This window comes from Streptomyces sp. NPDC018045 (genome assembly GCF_044327445.1).
Taxonomy (GTDB): domain Bacteria; phylum Actinomycetota; class Actinomycetes; order Streptomycetales; family Streptomycetaceae; genus Streptomyces.
Genome location: NZ_JBIRFL010000004.1, coordinates 244,223 through 263,404 on the forward strand (window position 1 = coordinate 244,223; position 19,182 = coordinate 263,404).

Consider the following 19,182-nt stretch of genomic DNA (forward strand, 5'->3'; position numbering starts at 1 on the left):
TTCCGATAAGGTCATCTTCTACAGATGTAGAAGAAGTGGGGGCTCGCCATGGGCAAGTCAGCGGTAATCGTCGGAGGCGGCATCGGCGGCCTGGCCGCCGCGGTCGGCCTGCGCCGCATCGGCTGGGAGGTGACGGTCGTCGAGCGCGCGCCCGTGCTCGACGACGTGGGGGCGGGCATCTCACTGGCCGCCAACGGCCTTCGGGCACTCGACGAACTCGGCGTGGGCAAGGCGGTGCGACAAGCATCGCGGGCCCAGTACAGCGGCGGTACCCGCACGCCGGAGGGCGGGTGGCTGGCCCGGATGGACGGCGCGGCGCTGGAGAAAGCGGTCGGCACGCCGATCATGGGCATCCCCCGCGCCACCCTGCACCGGCTGCTGCGCGAAGCCCTGCCCGCCGGGACACTGCTGCTGGGCTCTGCGGCCGGCCCGGTCCGGCAGGCTGGGCCAGGAGCGGTGCGCGTCGGCTGCGGCGAGACCATCCTGGACGCCGATCTGGTGGTGGCGGCCGACGGCGTCGGCAGCAAGATCCGCGACCACCTCTTCCCCGCCCACCCCGGACCGGTCTACAGCGGCTCGACGGTACTGCGCGCCATCACCGAGCAGGCAGTCGCACTGCGCACCGACTTCGAGCTGACCTGGGGCCACGGTACCGAGTTCGGGCACATCGCCTTCCCTGACGGGCGCGCCGAGTGGCACGCGGTCCTCAGCCTCCCCGCCGGAACGCGGTTCACCGACCCCCTGGCCGAACTGCGCCGGCGGTTCCACGACTGGCACGCCCCGATCCCCGCCCTGCTCGACGCGACCCGGCCCGACGCCGTACTGCACCACGACATCAACGAACTGCGCACGCCCCTTCCCTCGTACGCGGTCGGCCGGATCGCGTTGCTCGGCGACGCGGCGCACGCGATGACCCCGAACCTGGGCCAGGGCGCCTGCCAGGCGCTGGAGGACGCGGTCACCCTGGCCGCCGCGCTCACCACCGAACCCACCGTGGAAGCCGCACTCACCCGCTACGACACCGAGCGCCGACCGCGCAGCCAAGCCGTCGCACGCGCCGCCCGCCAGGCCGGACGGATGGGCCAGCAGCTCACCCACCCCCTGCCCGTCGCCCTACGCAACACCGCGATGCGGATGACCCCCTCCCGCACCGCCATACGCATGATCCTCCGGCACCACGCCTGGACCCCACCCCACCTGAACTGACCCTACGGGCGTCCCCCCAACTCGCCACCACCCCACCCCAAGCCAGCAAACTCGCTGCGAGCCCCACCTCCACCACCAGTCGAGGCGGCGCGCTCAGGCGAGCAGCGTTCGTGCCCGTGTTGCCGGCGGCGGTCCTCCCGTGTCGGCCGGGCGCGGCGGCGGGGCTGGGGAACGTGTGCCGCCGTACGGCGGACGGCATGGGGTGCGGGTGGTTCAGCGGGCCTTTTGTGCCAGGTTGAGCAGGTGGTCGGCGAGGGCCTGGCCGCCGGCCGGGTCGCGGCTGATGAGCATCAGCGTGTCGTCGCCGGCGATGGTGCCGAGGATGTCGTGCAGTTCGGCCTGATCGATGGCGGAGGCGAGGAACTGGGCGGCACCGGGCGGGGTGCGCAGGACCACGAGGTTGGCGGACGCCTCGGCGGAGATGAGGAGCTCGCCGGAGAGGCGGCGCATCCGCTCCTCCTTGGCGGACTCCCCCAGGGGCGCCCGCGGCTTGCGGTCGCCGCCCTCGCTGGGCACCGCGTAGATCAGTTCTCCGCCGGTGTTGCGGATCTTCACCGCGCCCAGTTCGTCCAGGTCGCGGGAGAGGGTGGCCTGGGTGACGGACAGGCCGTCGTCGGCGAGCAGCTTGGCGAGCTGGCTCTGGGAGCGGACGGCCTGCCGGTTGAGGATGTCCACGATCCGGCGGTGGCGGGCGGTGCGGGTCTGCGGTACGGCAGGCCCCCCGTGCAGCGTCTCGTTGTCCTGCGCCTCGGTCATCGTTGTCGTCAGTCTCCGGATCGTTGTACCCCGTGTGCCCCCGCGAGGGCCGCGTCGAGGACGGCGGGGAGCTTCCGGAGGAACGTATCCGCTTCGTCGTCCGAGACGATCAGCGGCGGAGCGAGCCGGATGACGTCCGGCGCGACCGCGTTCACCAGGAGGCCCGCGTCCTGAGCCGCTCGCTGCACCTGCGGTGCGACGGGCTCGGACAAGACGATACCCAGGAGGAGTCCCGCGCCGCGGACCTGGCCGACGAGCGGGTGTGCCGACGCCTCGATCCCGCCACGCAGCCGCTCGCCCACCCGCTTGACGTGATCGAGCAGGCCGTCGGCCTCGATCGTGTCCAGCACGGCGAGCGCGCCCGCGCACACCACGGGGTTGCCGCTGAACGTCGAGCCGTGCGAGCCGGGGGTGAGCAGGCCGGCTGCCGGGCCGAAGGCGAGGGTGGCGCCGATGGGCAGGCCGCCGCCGAGGCCCTTGGCGAGCGTGATCACGTCGGCCTCGACGCCCTGGGCCTGCGACGCCAGCCAGTGGCCGGTACGGCCGATACCGGTCTGGATCTCGTCCAGCACGAGCAGGGTGCCGGTGGCGGCGGTGATCTCGCGGGCGGCGGCGAGGTAGCCGGGCGGCGGGACCACGACGCCGTTCTCGCCCTGGACGGGTTCGATGATGACGAGGGCCGTTTCGGTGGTGACGGCGGCGCGCAGGGCCGCGGTGTCCCCGTACGGGACGAAGTCGACGTCGCCGGGGAGCGGCCGGAAGGGGTCCTGCTTGGCGGGCTGGCCGGTGAGCGCGAGGGCACCCAGGGTGCGGCCGTGGAAGCCACCGGTCGTGGAGACCATGTGGGTACGGCCGGTCAGCCGGCCGATCTTGAAGGCGGCCTCGTTTGCCTCCGCGCCGGAGTTGGAGAAGTAGACCCGGCCGGGGCGGCCGGCGATCCGCAGCAGCCGCTCGGCCAGCGCGACGGTCGGTTCGGCGACGAAGAAGTTGGAGACGTGCCCGAGGGTGGCGATCTGCTCGGAGACCGCGCGGACGACGGCGGGGTGCGCGTGGCCGAGGGCATTGACGGCGATGCCGCCGAGGAAGTCCAGGTAGTCGTTGCCGTCGGCGTCCTGGACGCGTACGCCCTCGCCGCGTACGAGAGGGACACGGGGCGTGCCGAAGTTGTCCATCATGGCGCCCTGCCAGCGCTCGGTGAGAGCCGCGTTGGACCCCGTGCCGTCCGCCGTGCCGGGCGCTGTGCCGATCGCCGTGCCGCTCATGCCGCTCCCGCCTTCTCGCTCTCGCTCGTGTTCGCGCCGGCCCCGGCGTCCGCCGCCGTGTCCGAGCCCGCGTGCGCGTCCGCGTCCGGCACAACCATCGTGCCGATCCCCTCGTCGGTGAAGATCTCCAGCAGGATCGAGTGCTGGACCCGGCCGTCGATGACCCGGGCGGTGTGCACCCCGTTGCGTACGGCGTGCAGGCAGCCCCGCATCTTCGGCACCATGCCGCTGGCCAGGTCGGGCAGCAGCTTCTCCAGCTCGGTGGCGGTGAGCCGGGAGATCACCTCGTCGCTGTGCGGCCAGTCCTCGTACAAGCCCTCCACGTCGGTGAGGACCATCAGCGTCTCGGCGCCGAGGGCCGCGGCCAGGGCCGCCGCCGCGGTGTCGGCGTTGACGTTGAAGACACCGGTTTCGTCGCCCGCGTCGGCGCTGCGGGCGACGGAGGAGATGACCGGGATGCGGCCGTCGTCCAGCAGCGCCTGTACGGCGCCGGGGTCGACCGCGGTGACTTCGCCGACCCGCCCGATGTCCACCCGCTCGCCGTCGATCTCGGCGTAGTGCCGGGTGGCGGACATCAGGTGGGCGTCCTCGCCGGTCATGCCGACGGCGAGCGGGCCGTGCTGGTTGAGCAGCCCGACCAGTTCCCGTTGCACCTGGCCGGCGAGCACCATCCGTACGACGTCCATCGCCTCGGGCGTGGTGACCCGCAGGCCCGCCTTGAACTCCGACTCCAGGCCCAGCCGGTCGAGCTGGGCGCTGATCTGCGGGCCGCCGCCGTGCACGACGACGGGACGGAGCCCGGCGTGCCGCAGGAAGACGACGTCCTGCGCGAAGGCGGCCTTCAGCCCCTCGTCGACCATGGCGTTGCCGCCGAACTTGATGACGACGGTCTTGCCGTGGTGGCGGGTCAGCCAGGGCAGCGCCTCGATGAGGGTGCGGGCCTTGGGCAGCGCGGTGTGCTTGCGGGTGCTCATGACGAGTACGCGCTGTTCTCGTGGACGTAGTCGGCGGTGAGGTCGTTCGCCCAGATCACCGCGGACTCGGTGCCCGCGCTGAGGTCGGCGGTGATCCGCACCTCCCGGTAGCGCATGTCGACCAGGTCCCGGTCCTCGCCCACCGAACCGTTCTTGCAGACCCATACGTCGTTGATGGCGACGTTCAGCCGGTCCGGGTCGAAGACGGCGGAGGTGGTGCCGATGGCGGACAGCACCCGGCCCCAGTTCGGGTCCTCGCCGTGAATGGCGCACTTCAGCAGGTTGTTCCGGGCGATGGACCGGCCCACCTCGACGGCGTCGTCCTCGCTCGCCGCACCGATCACCTCGATGCGGATGTCCTTGCTCGCGCCCTCCGCGTCGCCGATGAGCTGCCGCGCCAGGTCGTCGCAGACCGTGCGGACCGCGTCCGCGAACGCGTCGTACTCCGGGACCTCCCCGGACGCCCCCGAGGCGAGCAGCAGCACCGTGTCGTTCGTGGACATGCAGCCGTCCGAGTCGACCCGGTCGAACGTCGTGCGGGTCGCGTCCCGCAGCGCCCGGTCCAGTTCCGGCGCCGGAAGGTCCGCGTCGGTGGTGAGCACGACGAGCATGGTGGCCAGCCCCGGCGCGAGCATCCCCGCGCCCTTGGCCATGCCACCGACCGTCCAGCCATCGGTGGAGACCACCGCCGTCTTGTGCACGCTGTCGGTGGTCTTGATCGCGATGGCGGCCTTCTCCCCGCCGTGCACGCTCAGATCGACCGCGGCCTTCTCGATCCCCGGCAGCAGTTTGTCCATCGGCAGCCGTACGCCGATCAGCCCGGTCGAGGCGATGGCGACCTCGCCCGCGCTGTGCCCCTTGAGGACCTCGGCGGCCCGCTCCGCGGTGGCGTGGGTGTCCTGGAAGCCCTCGGGGCCCGTGCAGGCGTTGGCGCCGCCGGAGTTGAGGACGACGGCCGAGATCCGGCCGCCCTTGACGACCTGCTCCGACCAGAGCACCGGGGCGGCCTTGACGCGGTTGGCGGTGAAGACGCCGGCGGCGGCCAGTCGGGGGCCGTTGTTCACCACCAGGGCGAGGTCCGGGTTCCCGTTCTCCTTGATCCCGGCGGCGATGCCCGCCGCCGAGAAACCCTTGGCTGCCGTGACGCTCACGGTGCGACTCCGATCGTAGAGAGCCCGGTGGCCTCGTCGAGACCCAGGGCGATGTTCATGCTCTGCACCGCGCCGCCGGCGGTGCCCTTCGTCAGGTTGTCGATGGCGCTGACCACCACGATCCGGCCGGCCGCCGTGTCATGGGCGACCTGCACCAGCGCGGTGTTCGACCCGTACACGGCCGCGGTGGACGGCCACTGCCCCTCCGGGAGCAGCCGGGCGAACGGCTCGTCGCCGAGCGCCTTCTCGTACGCGGCCCGCAGGTCGGCGCCGTCCACGCCGGGCCGGGCCTTGGCGGAGCAGGTGGCGAGGATGCCGCGGGACATGGGCGCGAGCGTCGGGGTGAAGGAGACGGTGACCGGCTCCCCCGCCGCGGCGCTCAGGTTCTGCGCCATCTCCGGCGTGTGCCGGTGCACCCCGCCCACGCCGTACGGGCTCATCGAGCCCATCACCTCGCTGCCGAGCAGGTGCGGCTTGGGTGCCTTGCCCGCGCCGGAGGCGCCCGAGGCGGCGACCACGACGGCCTCCGGCTCGGCGAGCCCCGCCGCGTACGCCGGGAAGAGGGCCAGCGAGACGGCCGTCGGGTAACAGCCCGGCACCGCGACGCGCCGGGCGCCGCGCAGCGCCTCCCGTGCGCCCGGCAGCTCGGGGAGCCCGTACGGCCAGGTGCCGGCGTGCGGCGAGCCGTAGAACTGCTCCCAGTCACCGGCGTCCGCCAGCCGGAAGTCCGCGCCGCAGTCCACGACGAGGACGTCGGGCCCCAGCGCCTCGGCCACCGCGGCGGACTGCCCGTGCGGCAGCGCGAGGAAGACCACGTCGTGCCCGGCCAGCGCCTCGGCCGTGGTGGCCACCAGCTCCCGCCCGGCCAGCGGCACCAGATGCGGCTGCACCGCCCCGAGCCGCTGCCCCGCGTTGCCGTGCGCGGTCACCGCGCCGATCTCGATCTCCGGATGCCCCAGAAGCAGCCGCAGAACCTCTCCCCCGGCATAGCCACTCGCTCCGGCCACTGCTGCTCGTACTGCCATGGACCCTCCTCCTTGAGGGCATGACTATACGGATAGGGGAAGTTTTATGCAATGGTCGGTGGGCGGGTGGGCGTCCGGGCTGTGTGGCCGGGCCGCCGGAGGGCGGAGACGGGGGCTCCGCGCGCGGCGGACGGAGCCCCCGTTCGGCGTCCTCAGCCGAACCGCAGGACGCGCGGGGCGAAGGTGCTCTCGGGGCCGGCGGCGCGGCCGACCGACCACACCGCCGACGTGCCCGGCACCGGGGTCAGCCGCAGCACGTAGGAGTCGCCCTCCCCGGCCACCGTCGGTTCGCTGTACTCGGCGAAGGACTGTCCGTTCCAGGCGAGGAAGTCCGGTCCGGGGACCAGCGGCGGATGGCTGCCCGGCGGGCCCCACTTCTGCGAGCGGGCCACCGAGACCCAGCCCAGCGCGCCGGACGGGCCGGGCGCCAGTGAGCTGACCGAGCCGAAGTCGGTGGGCATGATCACCCGGCTCCACGCCTGGCCGTCCCAGCGGACCAGCAGCGGCGGAATCGGCTTGCCCGGCGGGCCGCCGATGAACCCGGCCGTGCCCCCCGCCCACACCTCCGTCGGCGAGACCGCGAGCACACTGCCCACGGCCGACCGCGGGAACCTGTTCACGATCGTCTGCTGCCACGCCTTCCCGTCCCAGTGCGACACGGCCGCGCCCGAATTGGCGGCGCCCGCGGCCCAGACGTCGTCGGCCGCCAGGATGTGCAGGCCGTACACGGCTCCCGGCGGCACCGGCAGCTCCTGCCAGCCACGCCCGTCCCGACGCAGCAGCACCTGCGCGCCGTCCCGTGCACCGATCAGCCAGGTCTCCCCGCCGCCGGCGACGACATCGGTCAGTACGACGCCACGCGGCGGCCGGCTCTCGGACCACGCCCTGCCGTCGAAGCGGAGCAGGCGGGCGCCGCCCGCCGCGTCGCGGCCGACCGCCCAGACCGCGGCCGGCGAGGTCGCGGCGATGGACAGCAGCTCGCCCTGCCAGCGGATCCCGGGCAGGCCCTGGCGCTGCCAGGCGGTTCCGTTCCAGCGCAGCACCAGCGGGAAGCCCGGCGCCGCGCGACCGACGGCGTCGGCACCCACCGCCCACGCCCGGTCGGGACCGAACGCCACGGCCCCGTTCAGCCCGGCCTGGGGACGCACCTGGGCCGGGACCGGAACGTGGCGCCAGGACGGGGTCTGCGCCGTGGCCGTGGTCATGACGGCCAGCAGGGTCATGGCGACGGCGAGGGCCGCGACGAGAAGTCTGCGCGCCATGGTCAGCCTCCCAGCCGCTCGCTCATCAGGTTCGGTTTCGAGCCGTAGATCTCGGCCGTCCCGAAGGACAGCAGTGCGGACCCGGCCCTCGCCAGCGCACGCGGCTGGACGTCGATCGCGTTCATGCGCCGCGGGCCGTAGGAGAAGGTGGTGCGGGAGCCGTTCATCCGCGCGTACTCCGACTGGAACGCGCGGTCGCTGCGCACCGGCAGCCACAGCGCGCCGTCCGGGCCGCGCACCATGGCCCCGGTGGAGGTGTCGCCCAGCGGCGGGTAGGTGGTGCGCCAGGCGTGCCCGTTCCAGGTCATCAGGTAGGGGCGGGACACGCCGTCGGCGTACCGGCTGCCGCCGACCGTGACCCGGCCGGACGGTTCGAGCAGGATCGTGTGCACGTTGCCGTTCGGCGGCAGCGGTACCCTCGCGTCCCGCCACGCCGTACCGTCCCAGCGCAGGACGGTGGTCCCGGTGCGGGTGTCCGCCCAGGCCCAGGCGTCGGTGGCAGTACGCGCGGTGATCCCCATCACGTACAGCACACCGTCCGGGACGGGCTGCGTGGTCCAGCGGGAACCGTCGTGGTGCAGCACCTTCAGCCCGGTGTCGTCCTCCCCGACCACCCACGCGGCACCCGGTACCGCGGCGAAGTCCTGGTGGCTGCGCAGGGTCTGCGGCAGCGGGACGGCACTCCACCCGCCCGCCGACCGGCGCAGGATCTGCCCCGCCCCCGCGCGGCTCTGGAAGATCCACACCTCCTCGCCGACGAACTGCACCTTGCCGAGCCGGCCCGGCTCACCGGCGCCGGGGAAGGATGCGTCCCGACGCCACGCCGTGCCGTCCCAGCGGTACAGCATCGGCCGCAGCCCGTCGGCGGCGTGCTCGTACCCGGTCGCCCACGCCTCGCCCGGTCCGCGGGCGGCGAGGTCGGACACGGTCACCGGCGGGGCCGCCGCCGGCACCGGCAGCGCCGACCAGCGCGGCGGCACGGCCGCGGCCGGCGACACCACCGCGGCACACGCGATCACAAAGCAGATGAAGAGCGCACGGAGACCGTTCACAGGACCTCCCCAGAACGCGAAGGCCGCTCAGCTTATTGGCGGTCACCCACCCATGAACAGACGGCACACGGCCATGCCTGCACTACGCGTCGACCGTGCGCACCGCGGGGGCCGGGCCGCGGCCGGAGCCGGGGCCGGTCCCGGCTGAAGTGGGCTGCTGACCAGGGCGGGAAGAGTCCTGCCCTGGTGACTCTTCGCCCGCCGGCTTCCCTGCTTCCCTGCCTGCTTCCCCCGCTGTCTCTCCTGCTTCTCTTAACTTCCCCTGCTGCTACTTCTCCTGCTGCTCGCGCTTGGCCTGGTCCGCCTTCTGCTTCTCCTTGATCCGCACGGTCTCCTTGCGGACCTCGGCCTGGGTGGCGCGCTCCTTCTGCAGCCACTCGGGGGACTCCGCCTTCAGGGCGTCGATCTGCTCCGTGGTGAGCGGCTCGGTGACTCCACCGCGCGCGAGACCCGAGATGGAGACGCCCAGCTTCGCGGCCACGACGGGACGCGGGTGCGGGCCGTCGCGCCGCAGCTCCCGGAGCCACTCGGGCGGGTCGGTCTGCAGCGCGTTCAGCTCGGCGCGCGAGACGACACCCTCCTGGAACTCGGCGGGGGTGGCTTCGAGGTACACACCCAGCTTCTTGGCCGCGGTCGCGGGCTTCATCGTCTGGGCGTTCTGGTGCGACGTCATGATGTCAAGGGTATCGATCGTGTGCGCTACCTCTGACCACGACCGGTAACCTGGCGGAGTGACAGGCTCGGAAGAAACCCTCTCGTTCCGGCTCGCGTACGTCCCGGGGGTGACGCCCACGAAGTGGGTGCGTATCTGGAACGAGCGGCTGCCCGGCATCCCGCTGGAACTCGTCGCGACGCCCCCCGCCGAGGCGTACGACGTACTGCGGGACGGCGGCGCCGACGCGGGTTTCGTACGGCTGCCGGCCGACCGGACGTTCTTCAGCGCGATCCCCCTTTACACGGAGACGACGGTGGTCGTGGTCCCGAAGGACCACCTCTTCACGGCGGCCGACGAGGTCTCCACGGAGGATCTCGCCGACGAGATCGTGCTGCACCCCCTCGACGACACCCTCGGCTGGGAGCGCCCGCCGGGGCAGCCCGCGTTCGAGCGGCCCGCGACGACGGCGGACGCGATCGAGCTGGTGGCGGCGGGCATCGGTCTGCTGGTCGTCCCGCAGTCGCTGGCCCGGCTGTATCACCGCAAGGACCTCAAGTACCGGACGCTGACGGACGCCCCCCAGTCCCAGGTCGCACTGGCCTGGCCGGAGGAGCGGACCACCGACCGGGTCGAGGATTTCATCGGCATCGTCCGCGGCCGGACCCTCAACAGCACCCGTGGCCGTACGCAGGACCAGCCCCGGTCCCAGGACCAGCCCCGGTCCCAGTCGAAGTCCAAGAACGCGGGCAAGTCCGGCGCCCGCCAGAAGCCCGCGGCCGGCAAGCCGACCGGCAAGGGCGCCAAGGGCCCGCGCGGAGGCTCGGGCGCGGCGAAGGGCGCCCGGCGCGGCAAGCCCCGCCGCCGGCCGTGACCACCGTCGGCGTGCACCCGGTGCCGGGGCAGTCGTAAATCCCGGGCCGGGGTGATTTCCGGCTCCGGCGCACCCCATCCTCGGCGCACCCCACCCTCGGCGCACCCCACCCCGGCGCACCCGTCACCCTTCCCGTTGCACCCCCTCCCACCCCCGTTCCAGCAGGGTGAAGATTTCTTCGGTGGCTCGGCGGGGTGTGGGGTGCTGGTTGGTGAGGGTGCGGGAGGCGAGGGCGAAGTGGGCCAAGGCGGCGCAGGTGATGTCGTCCTCGGGGGCGCCGGCCTCGTGGGCGATGGCGCGGGCCAGGGCCGTTTCATGGCGCATCCACATGCGCTGCGCGTAGTCGCGCAGCGCCGGGGTTTCGGCCACCAGGCGGGCGAACGCGGTGAAGTCGGACCGGGCGGCGTGGTCCTCGGTCAGCAGGACGTAGGCACGCAGGGCCTGGAGGATCGACTGGCCGGGGGCCCGGTCGCGTACGGCGGCGACGAGGGCGGCCTCGATGTCGTCGTCCAGGTCGAAGACGAGCGCCTCCTTGCCGGCGAAGTGCTTGAACAGGGTGGTCACGGACACGTCGGCGGCGTCGGCGATCTCTTTGACACCGACCTGCTCGTAACCGCGTTCGAGGAAGAGCCGCAGTGCGGCGTCGGCCAGGGCCTGGCGGGTCCGGGCCTTCTTGCGTTCGCGGCGGCCGACGGGGGCGCCGGTCCCGGCGGGGGCGGGGGGCTCGATGCGGGGGGCGGGTTCGGTCACGGTCGCAGCCTACCTCGCGGTGTAGTGAGTTCGAAGGTTTAGTCGTTGCACTTTTTTAGTGGGTGTGGTTTTTTTGGTGCGGCGCCGGACGGTCGGTCCGGCGTTCCTGCACCCCTGGAGGGGAACCCCATGAACCTCACCCGTGAGGCCCGTGTCGCGATCGTCGGCGGCGGCCTCGGCGGCCTCGTCTGTGCACGTGTCCTCCAGCTCCACGGCCGTTCCGTCACCGTCTTCGAACGTGAGGCGGCATTCGACGCCCGTCCGCAGGGCGGCACTCTCGACCTGCACCCGAACACGGGCCAGGCGGCTCTCCGCGCGGCGGGCCTGCTCGACCGGTTCCACGCCCTGTCCCGCCCCGAGGGCCAGGAGTGGCGGAAGGTGGACCACATCACCGCGGCCGCTCTGGAACAGGAGTGGCCCCCCGGGGACGAGGGCGCAGGTGAGGAGGACCGGCCGGAGATCGACCGGGGGCACCTGCGGGGGCTGCTGCTGGACTCGCTCGCACCGGGGACGGTCCACTGGGGGCGCGCCGTCAGCAAGGCGGCGCCGCTCGACGACGGCACCTGCCGCCTGGTGTTCGCGGACGGCGTCACCGAGGACTTCGGCCTGGTCGTCGGCGCCGACGGCGCGTGGTCGCGGGTCCGCCCGGCCGTCTCGGAGGCGCTGCCCGGGTACACGGGGGTCACCTTCGTCGAGACCGGCTTCGACGACAGTGACGTGCGCCATCCGGACCTGGCGCAACTGGTCGGTCCGGGCACGCTGATGACGGGGTCCGGCTCGACGCTCCTGTTCGCCCAGCGGAACAGCAACGGTCACATCCGCGCCTACGTGGCGTTCCGGGCCCCGCAGGACTGGCACACGGCCGCCGGGCTGAACCTGGACGATACGGCGGCGACGCGCGCGTACCTCGCCGAGCGGCTCGACGGGTGGGCCGACGGGCTGCGGTACGCCGTGCTCGGCGGTGACCACGCCTTCGTCCACCGGCCCCTGTTCGCGCTGCCGGTGCCGCACGTCTGGGAGCACGTTCCGGGCGTCACCCTGCTGGGCGACGCCGCGCACCTGATGCCGCCCCTCGGCGTGGGCGCCAACCACGCGCTGCTCGACGGCGCCGACCTCGCGCAGGCGCTGATCGGCGCGGAGCGGGTGGATGACGCCGTGCGGGCGTACGAGGGGCTGATGCTGCCCCGTTCCTCGGAGCTGGCCAAGCAATGCGCGGAGGGGCTGGCGCATCTGGTGCCGTAGGCGGTGGCGCCTGGGCACCGGTGCCCGGGCGTCGGCGCCGTAGGCATGTGGCTGAGACGGTCAGCGCGCGGAACAACCGCGTGACCGCCACGCCCCCCACGACCACCACGGCCGGTCGCCGGATCAGCCGGCCCGGCCGCCCCCGGCGTCGGGCCGACGGCCCCGGTCGGCAAGCCGCCCCGGCCGGGCAGTGTTCCCGGCCGGGGCGGACCCGTGCCCACGGGCGGCGGACGGAGGGGTTCCGTCCGCCGTCGTGGTGTCAGCTACCGAGCGTCGCCAGCGCCTGGTTGAGCGTCTGCGACGGGCGCATGACGGCCGCGGCCTTGGCCACCGAGGGGCGGTAGTAGCCGCCGATGTCGGCCGGCGAGCCCTGGACGGCGATCAGCTCGTCGACGATGGTCTGCTCCTGCTCGGCCAGCGTCGCCGCGAGCGCCGCGAAGGACTGGGCGAGTTGCGTGTCCTCGGTCTGCTCGGCCAGCTCCTGGGCCCAGTACAGGGCCAGGTAGAAGTGGCTGCCGCGGTTGTCGATACCGCCGAGCTTACGGCTGGGCGACTTGTTCTCGGCGAGGAACGTGCCGGTCGCGCGGTCGAGGGTGTCGGCGAGCACCTGGGCGCGCGCGTTGCCCGTCTTCTGCGCGAGGTGCTCGAAGCTCACCGCGAGCGCGAGGAACTCGCCCAGGCTGTCCCAGCGCAGGTAGTTCTCCTTGACCAACTGCTGGACGTGCTTGGGCGCGGAGCCGCCGGCGCCGGTCTCGAACAGGCCGCCGCCGTTGATGAGCGGCACCACCGAGAGCATCTTGGCGCTGGTGCCCAGCTCCAGGATCGGGAACAGGTCGGTGAGGTAGTCGCGCAGCACGTTGCCGGTGACGGAGATGGTGTTCTCGCCGCGGCGGATGCGCTCGACCGAGAACTTCGTCGCCTCGACCGGGGACATGATCTCGATCCGCAGGCCCTCGGTGTCGTGCTCCGGGAGGTACTGCTTGACCTTGGCGATGAGGTTGGCGTCGTGCGCGCGGCCCTCGTCCAGCCAGAACACGGCCGGGTCGCCGCTCGCGCGGGCGCGGGTGACGGCCAGCTTGACCCAGTCGCGGATCGGCACGTCCTTGGTCTGGCACATGCGGAAGATGTCGCCGGCGGCGACCGTCTGCTCCAGGACGGCGTTGCCGTCCTGGTCGAGGACGCGCACCGTGCCGGTGGTGGCGATCTCGAAGGTCTTGTCGTGGCTGCCGTACTCCTCGGCCTTCTGCGCCATCAGGCCGACGTTCGGCACCGAGCCCATGGTCGACGGGTCGTACGCGCCGTTCGCCCGGCAGTCCTCGATGACGGCCTGGTAGACGCCGGCGTAGCTGCTGTCCGGGATGACGGCGAGGGCGTCCTGCTCCTGGTCGTCCTTGTTCCACATGTGGCCGGAGGTGCGGATCATGGCCGGCATGGAGGCGTCGACGATGACGTCGCTCGGGACGTGCAGGTTGGTGATGCCCCGGTGGGAGTCGACCATCGCCAGGTCCGGGCCCTCGGCCAGCTCCGCGTCGAAGGAGGCCTTGATCTCCTCGCCCTGGGGCAGCGACTCCAGGCCCTTCCAGATGCCGCCCAGACCGTCGTTCGGGGTCAGACCGGCCTTGGCGAGCACGTCACCGTACTGGGCGAAGGTCTTCGGGAAGAAGGCGCGCACGACGTGACCGAAGATGATCGGGTCGGAGACCTTCATCATCGTGGCCTTGAGGTGCACCGAGAACAGCACGCCCTCGGCCTTGGCCCGCGCGACCTGCTCCTTGAGGAACTCGCGCAGCACCGCCACCCGCATCACGGACGCGTCCACGACCTCGCCCGCGAGCACCGGTACCGACTCGCGCAGGACGGTGGTCGAGCCGTCGTCGCCGGCCAGCTCGATGCGCAGCGTGCTGTCCTCGGCGATGACCACGGACTTCTCGGTGGAGCGGAAGTCGTCGCCGGTCATGTGCGCGACGTTGGTCTTCGAGTCGGCCGACCAGGCGCCCATGCGGTGCGGGTTGGCCTTGGCGTAGTTCTTCACCGAGGCGGGGGCGCGGCGGTCGGAGTTGCCCTCGCGCAGCACCGGGTTGACGGCGCTGCCCTTGACCTTGTCGTAGCGGGCGCGGATGTCGCGCTCCTGGTCGGTCTTCGGGTCGTCCGGGTAGTCCGGCAGCGCGTAACCCTGCTCCTGCAGTTCGGCGACGGCCGCCTTGAGCTGCGGGATGGAGGCCGAGATGTTCGGCAGCTTGATGATGTTGGCCTCGGGCGTCTTCGCCAGCTCGCCGAGCTCGGCGAGGGCGTCGTCGATACGCTGTTCCTCCTGGAGCCACTCCGGGAAACCGGCGATGATGCGGCCCGCCAGGGAGATGTCGCGGCTCTCCACCGCGACCCCGGCCGTCGAGGCGTAGGCCTCGATCACCGGCAGGAACGAATACGTCGCCAGGGCCGGGGCCTCGTCAGTGTGTGTGTAGATGATGGTCGAGTCAGTCACCGGGTGCTCCGCTCCACGTCTGCAACATTGCTCGACATCAAGATATCTCGTGATCGGGTCCTTTCCGGAAGGGCCCTGGCCAGTCGGGTTCCCGTCCCGTGAAGTCACCGCCCCTGAGCCGGCCGCGCCTCCCCCGCCTGCCCCGCCGCTCCCGGGCCGCCGCCCGGCTGCCGGGCGGCTGGGACGCATCGCCTCACCACGAGCGGCTTGCATGTTTCCCACAAGATCGCACCGACGAACTCCGTGGAAGCAGCCACCTGTCACCCCAAGAACCTCCTGGCAGAGTGAGCGACAAGCTGATCACTTCCCGGGCAGTCACGGCCCGGGAAGTTGTCTCCATACGACAAAGGGGGTTCATCTCGTGCACGCTGTCACCGAGGATGTGGTGGTCACCGGACTCGGCGCCACCACACCGCTGGGCGGCGACGCCGCCGCGACCTGGGACGCCATGCTGGCCGGGCGGTCCGGCATCCGCGCCATCGAGGAGGAGTGGGCGGCCGGCCTGCCCGTACGGATCGCGGGCCGGCTCGCGGCCGAGCCCGGCGAGGTCCTGGACCGGGTGCGGGCCCGGCGCATGGACCGGTGCGAGCAGGTCGCGCTCGTCGCGGCCCGCGAGGCGTGGGCCGACGCGGGCGCCCCGGCCGTCGATCCGGAGCGGCTGGCCGTGGTGATCGGTACGGGTACGGGCGGCGCGCTGACCCTGCTCGGCCAGGACGACGTGCTCGAAACCTCCGGCGTACGGAAGGTGTCCCCGCACACCGTCCCGATGCTGATGGCGAACGGCCCCGCCGCCTGGGTCAGCATCGAACTGGGCGCGCGCGGCGGCGCCCACACCCCGGTCAGCGCCTGCGCCTCGGGGGCCGAGGCCATCGCCATGGGCCTGGACCTGATCCGTCTCGGCCGGGCCGACGTGGTCGTGGCGGGCGGCGCGGAGGCCTGTATCCACCCGCTGCCGATGGCCGGTTTCGCCCAGGCCAAGGCGCACTCGACGCGCAACGACGCGCCCCATCTGGCGTCGCGCCCGTTCGACGTCGACCGGGACGGGTTCGTGATCGGCGAGGGGGCGGCCGTGGTCGTCCTGGAACGCGCCGGGTTCGCCGCCGCCCGCACGGCCCGCGCGCACGCCGCCCTCGCGGGCGCGGGCGTCACCTCGGACGCCCACCACATCACGGCCGCCCACCCGGAGGGCCAGGTCCGCGCGATGCGGCTGGCCCTGTCCGCCGCCGGGCTGGCCCCGCGCGACATCGAGCATGTGCACGCCCACGCGACCTCCACACCCAAGGGTGACCTCACGGAGGCCCGGTCGATCGCGGCGGCCGTCGGCACCCACCCGTCCGTCACCGCGACCAAGTCGATGACCGGCCATCTCTTCGGGGCGGCCGGAGCGACCGGCGCGCTCGCCGCGATCCTCGCCGTACGCGACGGTGTCGTCCCCGCGACGCAGAACGTCGACACGCTGGACCCGGAGATCGGCCTCGACGTCGTCACGGGCGCGCCGCGGAAGGGCGCGCTGTCCGCCGCCCTCACGAACTCCTTCGGCTTCGGCGGTCACAACGCGTGCCTGGTGTTCACGGGCGCGCCCTGAGGGCGGGGCGGCCGGCGGGGCCCGTACGGAAGCTGGACGGGGACGGTCGTCGCGCGCCTCAGCCGGATCCGGGTCACGCGCGCGACCGTCGGTGCGCCGCCCCTCCCGCTCAGGCCGGCGAGGGCGTACCCGCGCCGTCCGACGCTTCGTCCGGGGCGCCGCCCTCCTTCAGGTCACCGCCCTCATCCGGGTCACCGCCCCCGTACGGGCGGGTGATGATCTCCATCGCGTGGCCCGCCGGGTCGAAGAAGTAGACCCCGCGTCCACCGTCGTTGTGGTTGATCTCCCCCGGCTGCTTCCCGTGCGGGTCGGCGTGGAAGGTGAGGCCGGCCTGCTGGATCCGCGCGAAGGCGGTGTCGAATTCCGCCTCGCTGATGAGGAACGCGTAGTGCTGCGTGACGATCGACTCGGCCGGGATCGTGGCGAAGTCCAGCGTGACGCCGTTGGCGGTGTCCACCGGAATGAAGGGGCCCCACTCCGGGCCGGCTTCGAGCCCGAGGACGTGCGCCAGGAAGGCGGCGGACTCCCGGTTGTCCCGGGAGTGGATGATGATGTGGTTCAACTGCACCGACACTGTGGAATGCCTCCGTAAGGCAAACTCACGGGCACCTCCATGCCTCACCCGGTCGGTGACCGACACGCGATGCCGTGGCCGTGATGGTAAGCGGCGTCGCCGGTTTCGTCGAGAGACTTCCGGCGCTCCCCGGTGCCTGCCACCCGGCGCCTGCGGATGGCCGACGGTTCATCTGCCAGGGCGCTTGACCGCCTGACCGACGATGACGGTCTCCACGCCGGCGATGCCCAGGCCTGTCAGGTCCGCGCTGATCAGCCGGTACAGAGCAGCGAGGTCCCGCACCCAGACGGCAGCGTGCAGATTCGCGGCACCGCTGGTGGCGAACGCGCCGTGCACGGCGGGGTGCCGGGCCAGGGTGCGGCCCACGGCGTCCAGGTGGTCCGGGGGCACCCGCATCATCACGTTGGCGTCGATGTGCAGGCCCAGGCGCCTGGGGTCCACGGCCACCTGCGTGCGGAGCCGGCCGTCGCTCGTCAGGCGGGCGAGGCGGCGCCGGACGGTGGAGGCGGGGTGCCCGGTACGGGCGGCGATCGCCGCGGCCGGGGTACGGGCGTCGTCCCGCAGGGCCGCCAGGATGTCGGCGTCGACGGCATCGGGCGCGGACCCGGGAGCGGCGGGCGGTACGGATGTGTCGCGCACCGGGGTCAGCGCGGCCCGTTCCGCCGCGGTCAGGACGTCATGGCGCCAGTCGGACGCCTCGGAGAACACGTGCAGCACGGTGGCGGCCGACACGGACGCCACCGCCGGTGTGGCCGGCAGTTGCCGGAAGACCAGGTGGTCGCGGGATCCCGGTTCGGTGAAGGCGACCGCCGAGATCTCGTCTCCCGAGGCGGACAGGTCGATGAACGGGATGTCCGGGCGGGCGGCCAGGGCGGCGGTGAGGGCGTCCAGCTTGCCCTTGAGCACCTTGATGCGCAGCAGCAGCGCGCCGACCGAGTCGGGGCGCACCGGCTGGGCGAACACCTTGACCGTGCCGTCGCCGGTCAGCACCTGCCAGCGGCGGTGCACCGTGCGGGGGTTCTCCCCCAGCACCTCGGCGGCCCGCTCGGCGCTCAGCCGGCCATCGCACTGCAACGCGGCGATCAGGCGCTGATCACGGAGCCCGAGGACGGGCGCGGGGGCGGGGGCGGGGGCGGCCGTGGGGGCGGTGGCCGGGCGCGGGGCGGCGGCAGCACGTACGGGATCGCTCGGTTGTCGGGTCATGAGTGACAGTTTCGCTCACTTCACGCGTACGGAGAGTCCGGTTCTCGACTGCGCGGCGCAGGATCGACGGCATCAGCCGCGCCCGGTGCCGGAGGAGGCCTTCCCGCCCTCCGGCGCGGGCTGAGGACATGGAGAAGCTCATGACGTACGCCTCCCTGCTCGCCCCGATGGCAGCCGCCGCCCACGAAGTCGGCGCGCTCCTGGTGCAGGCTCCGCGCCGCGCCGCCGCGGCCGCCGACACCATGGAGGAACTGGCCGCCGTCTACCGGGCCTTGGAAGCACCGGCCGTCGCCGTCATGCGCCGGCATCTGGACACGCTGCTCCCCGGGGTTCCCTGGGCCGAGGAACTGCACGACGACAGCAGCCCGGGCGACGGGCCGGGCGCCGCGCCCGGGGCCACCCCCGGTGCGGGCCCCGCGCCGGGCGCCGCGCCCGCTCCCGGGGTGCCCGCGGTGGGTGACGTGTGGGTGGTGGACGTGATCGACGGCGCGGTGCAACTCATGCGGGATCTGCCGTACTTCTGCGTCAGCCTCGCGTTGGTGCGGGACGGCGAGCCGGTGGCCGCGGCCCTGCACGCGCCGCTGCTCGGGGAGACGTATCTCGCCGCGGCCGGGCACGGCGCCACCCGCAACGGCGAGCCGGTCGCGCCGTCGGCCAGGACCCGGCTGGAGGCGGCCCTCGTGGGCACCAGCCAGCCGCCCTTCGTCGCGGGACAGCCCGCGGCCGTGGCGGCGGCCGGCCGGTCGCTCGCGGCCGTGCTGCCCGCCGTGGGGGCCGTACGGAATCTGGGCCCCACCTCGTGGCAGATCGCCGACACGGCGGCGGGGCGGCTGGACGCGTTCTGGGAGTACGGCCGGGACGACGCCAATCTGCTGCCCGGCGCGCTGGTGGCCCGCGAGGCGGGGGCCGTCGTCTCCGACACCGCGGGCCGTCCGTGGCGGGCCGGCGCGTCCGGCTTCCTCGCCGCGCCGCGCGAGCTGCACGGCGCGCTGCTGGATCTGCTGAAGGTGCTGGAGCCGTGATCAGTTCCGGGTGGGAGAGCCGTGATCAGCTCCGGACGGGCGGACCCGTGACCGGGCCCGGCCCGCGCGGCCGTTACCGGACCGGCGCGGCCGTTACCGGGCCTTGTGTC

At 73.0% G+C, this 19,182-nt stretch carries 16 protein-coding genes and 1 pseudogene; 5 read left to right on the forward strand and 12 right to left on the reverse strand.

The window, feature by feature from the left end; translation table 11 throughout:
- Nucleotides 1–48 precede the first annotated feature (48 nt).
- Nucleotides 49–1,206 carry an FAD-dependent monooxygenase gene (locus tag ACH4EB_RS12015; protein WP_398347292.1) on the forward strand — a complete coding sequence of 386 codons (1,158 nt, stop codon included), beginning with the start codon at nucleotides 49–51 and terminating at the stop codon, nucleotides 1,204–1,206.
- A gap of 213 nt (nucleotides 1,207–1,419) precedes the next feature.
- On the opposite strand, the gene ACH4EB_RS12020 is transcribed toward ACH4EB_RS12015, so the two are convergent.
- The 8 genes from ACH4EB_RS12020 to ACH4EB_RS12055 all read right to left on the reverse strand — a co-directional run bounded on the left by ACH4EB_RS12020 (nucleotide 1,420) and on the right by ACH4EB_RS12055 (nucleotide 9,361).
- Nucleotides 1,420–1,962: an arginine repressor gene (locus ACH4EB_RS12020; protein ID WP_030999552.1), complete on the reverse strand. Its 543-nt coding sequence runs from the start codon at nucleotides 1,960–1,962 to the stop codon at nucleotides 1,420–1,422.
- An 8-nt stretch (nucleotides 1,963–1,970) separates the two neighbouring features.
- Nucleotides 1,971–3,224 (reverse strand): acetylornithine transaminase, encoded by a 1,254-nt coding sequence (locus ACH4EB_RS12025; protein WP_398347293.1) that lies wholly within the window; start codon nucleotides 3,222–3,224, stop codon nucleotides 1,971–1,973.
- On the reverse strand, nucleotides 3,221–4,198 hold the full coding sequence (gene argB / locus ACH4EB_RS12030) for an acetylglutamate kinase (RefSeq protein WP_398347295.1): 978 nt from the start codon (nucleotides 4,196–4,198) through the stop codon (nucleotides 3,221–3,223). Before argB ends, ACH4EB_RS12025 begins: the two co-directional genes overlap by 4 nt.
- Nucleotides 4,195–5,349: a bifunctional glutamate N-acetyltransferase/amino-acid acetyltransferase ArgJ gene (gene argJ, locus ACH4EB_RS12035; protein ID WP_398347296.1), complete on the reverse strand. Its 1,155-nt coding sequence runs from the start codon at nucleotides 5,347–5,349 to the stop codon at nucleotides 4,195–4,197. The genes argB and argJ overlap by 4 nt, the downstream gene beginning before the upstream one ends.
- Nucleotides 5,346–6,374: an N-acetyl-gamma-glutamyl-phosphate reductase gene (gene argC / locus ACH4EB_RS12040; RefSeq protein ID WP_398347297.1), complete on the reverse strand. Its 1,029-nt coding sequence runs from the start codon at nucleotides 6,372–6,374 to the stop codon at nucleotides 5,346–5,348. Before argC ends, argJ begins: the two co-directional genes overlap by 4 nt.
- A gap of 152 nt (nucleotides 6,375–6,526) precedes the next feature.
- Nucleotides 6,527–7,636: a hypothetical protein gene (locus ACH4EB_RS12045; protein WP_398347298.1), complete on the reverse strand. Its 1,110-nt coding sequence runs from the start codon at nucleotides 7,634–7,636 to the stop codon at nucleotides 6,527–6,529.
- A gap of 2 nt (nucleotides 7,637–7,638) precedes the next feature.
- Nucleotides 7,639–8,688 (reverse strand): hypothetical protein, encoded by a 1,050-nt coding sequence (locus ACH4EB_RS12050; protein WP_398347299.1) that lies wholly within the window; start codon nucleotides 8,686–8,688, stop codon nucleotides 7,639–7,641.
- A gap of 268 nt (nucleotides 8,689–8,956) precedes the next feature.
- Nucleotides 8,957–9,361 carry a DUF5997 family protein gene (locus ACH4EB_RS12055; RefSeq protein ID WP_398347300.1) on the reverse strand — a complete coding sequence of 135 codons (405 nt, stop codon included), beginning with the start codon at nucleotides 9,359–9,361 and terminating at the stop codon, nucleotides 8,957–8,959.
- Nucleotides 9,362–9,419: 58 nt separating this feature from the next.
- Here ACH4EB_RS12055 and ACH4EB_RS12060 point away from each other — a divergent pair, with 58 nt between their 5' ends.
- Nucleotides 9,420–10,214 (forward strand): LysR family transcriptional regulator substrate-binding protein, encoded by a 795-nt coding sequence (locus tag ACH4EB_RS12060; RefSeq protein WP_398347302.1) that lies wholly within the window; start codon nucleotides 9,420–9,422, stop codon nucleotides 10,212–10,214.
- A gap of 123 nt (nucleotides 10,215–10,337) precedes the next feature.
- On the opposite strand, the gene ACH4EB_RS12065 is transcribed toward ACH4EB_RS12060, so the two are convergent.
- Nucleotides 10,338–10,964 carry a TetR/AcrR family transcriptional regulator gene (locus ACH4EB_RS12065; RefSeq protein ID WP_398347303.1) on the reverse strand — a complete coding sequence of 209 codons (627 nt, stop codon included), beginning with the start codon at nucleotides 10,962–10,964 and terminating at the stop codon, nucleotides 10,338–10,340.
- Between the two features lie 129 nt (nucleotides 10,965–11,093).
- Between ACH4EB_RS12065 and ACH4EB_RS12070 the strand changes: the two genes are divergently transcribed.
- Nucleotides 11,094–12,206 (forward strand): FAD-dependent oxidoreductase, encoded by a 1,113-nt coding sequence (locus ACH4EB_RS12070; protein WP_398347304.1) that lies wholly within the window; start codon nucleotides 11,094–11,096, stop codon nucleotides 12,204–12,206.
- Between the two features lie 259 nt (nucleotides 12,207–12,465).
- Here the strand turns inward: ACH4EB_RS12070 and ACH4EB_RS12075 are convergent, their stop codons facing one another.
- The gene (locus ACH4EB_RS12075; protein ID WP_398347305.1) at nucleotides 12,466–14,688 is read right to left on the reverse strand and encodes an NADP-dependent isocitrate dehydrogenase; all 2,223 of its coding nucleotides are present in this window, start codon (nucleotides 14,686–14,688) and stop codon (nucleotides 12,466–12,468) included.
- 361 nt (nucleotides 14,689–15,049) lie between these two features.
- Here ACH4EB_RS12075 and ACH4EB_RS12080 point away from each other — a divergent pair, with 361 nt between their 5' ends.
- Complete coding sequence (locus tag ACH4EB_RS12080) at nucleotides 15,050–16,273, forward strand: beta-ketoacyl-[acyl-carrier-protein] synthase family protein (RefSeq protein WP_398347306.1); 1,224 nt, start codon at nucleotides 15,050–15,052, stop codon at nucleotides 16,271–16,273.
- A 196-nt stretch (nucleotides 16,274–16,469) separates the two neighbouring features.
- Here the strand turns inward: ACH4EB_RS12080 and ACH4EB_RS12085 are convergent.
- Both ACH4EB_RS12085 and ACH4EB_RS12090 read right to left on the reverse strand, forming a co-directional pair.
- A pseudogene (locus ACH4EB_RS12085) lies at nucleotides 16,470–16,847 on the reverse strand (VOC family protein); the annotation flags it as partial.
- A 168-nt stretch (nucleotides 16,848–17,015) separates the two neighbouring features.
- A complete protein-coding gene (locus tag ACH4EB_RS12090) occupies nucleotides 17,016–18,050 on the reverse strand; it encodes an AsnC family transcriptional regulator (protein ID WP_398347307.1) in 1,035 nt (344 codons plus the stop codon).
- A 140-nt stretch (nucleotides 18,051–18,190) separates the two neighbouring features.
- Here ACH4EB_RS12090 and ACH4EB_RS12095 point away from each other — a divergent pair, with 140 nt between their 5' ends.
- Entirely contained in the window at nucleotides 18,191–19,072 is an 882-nt protein-coding gene (locus tag ACH4EB_RS12095) for an inositol monophosphatase family protein (protein ID WP_398347308.1), read from the forward strand.
- Nucleotides 19,073–19,182: the final 110 nt, after the last annotated feature.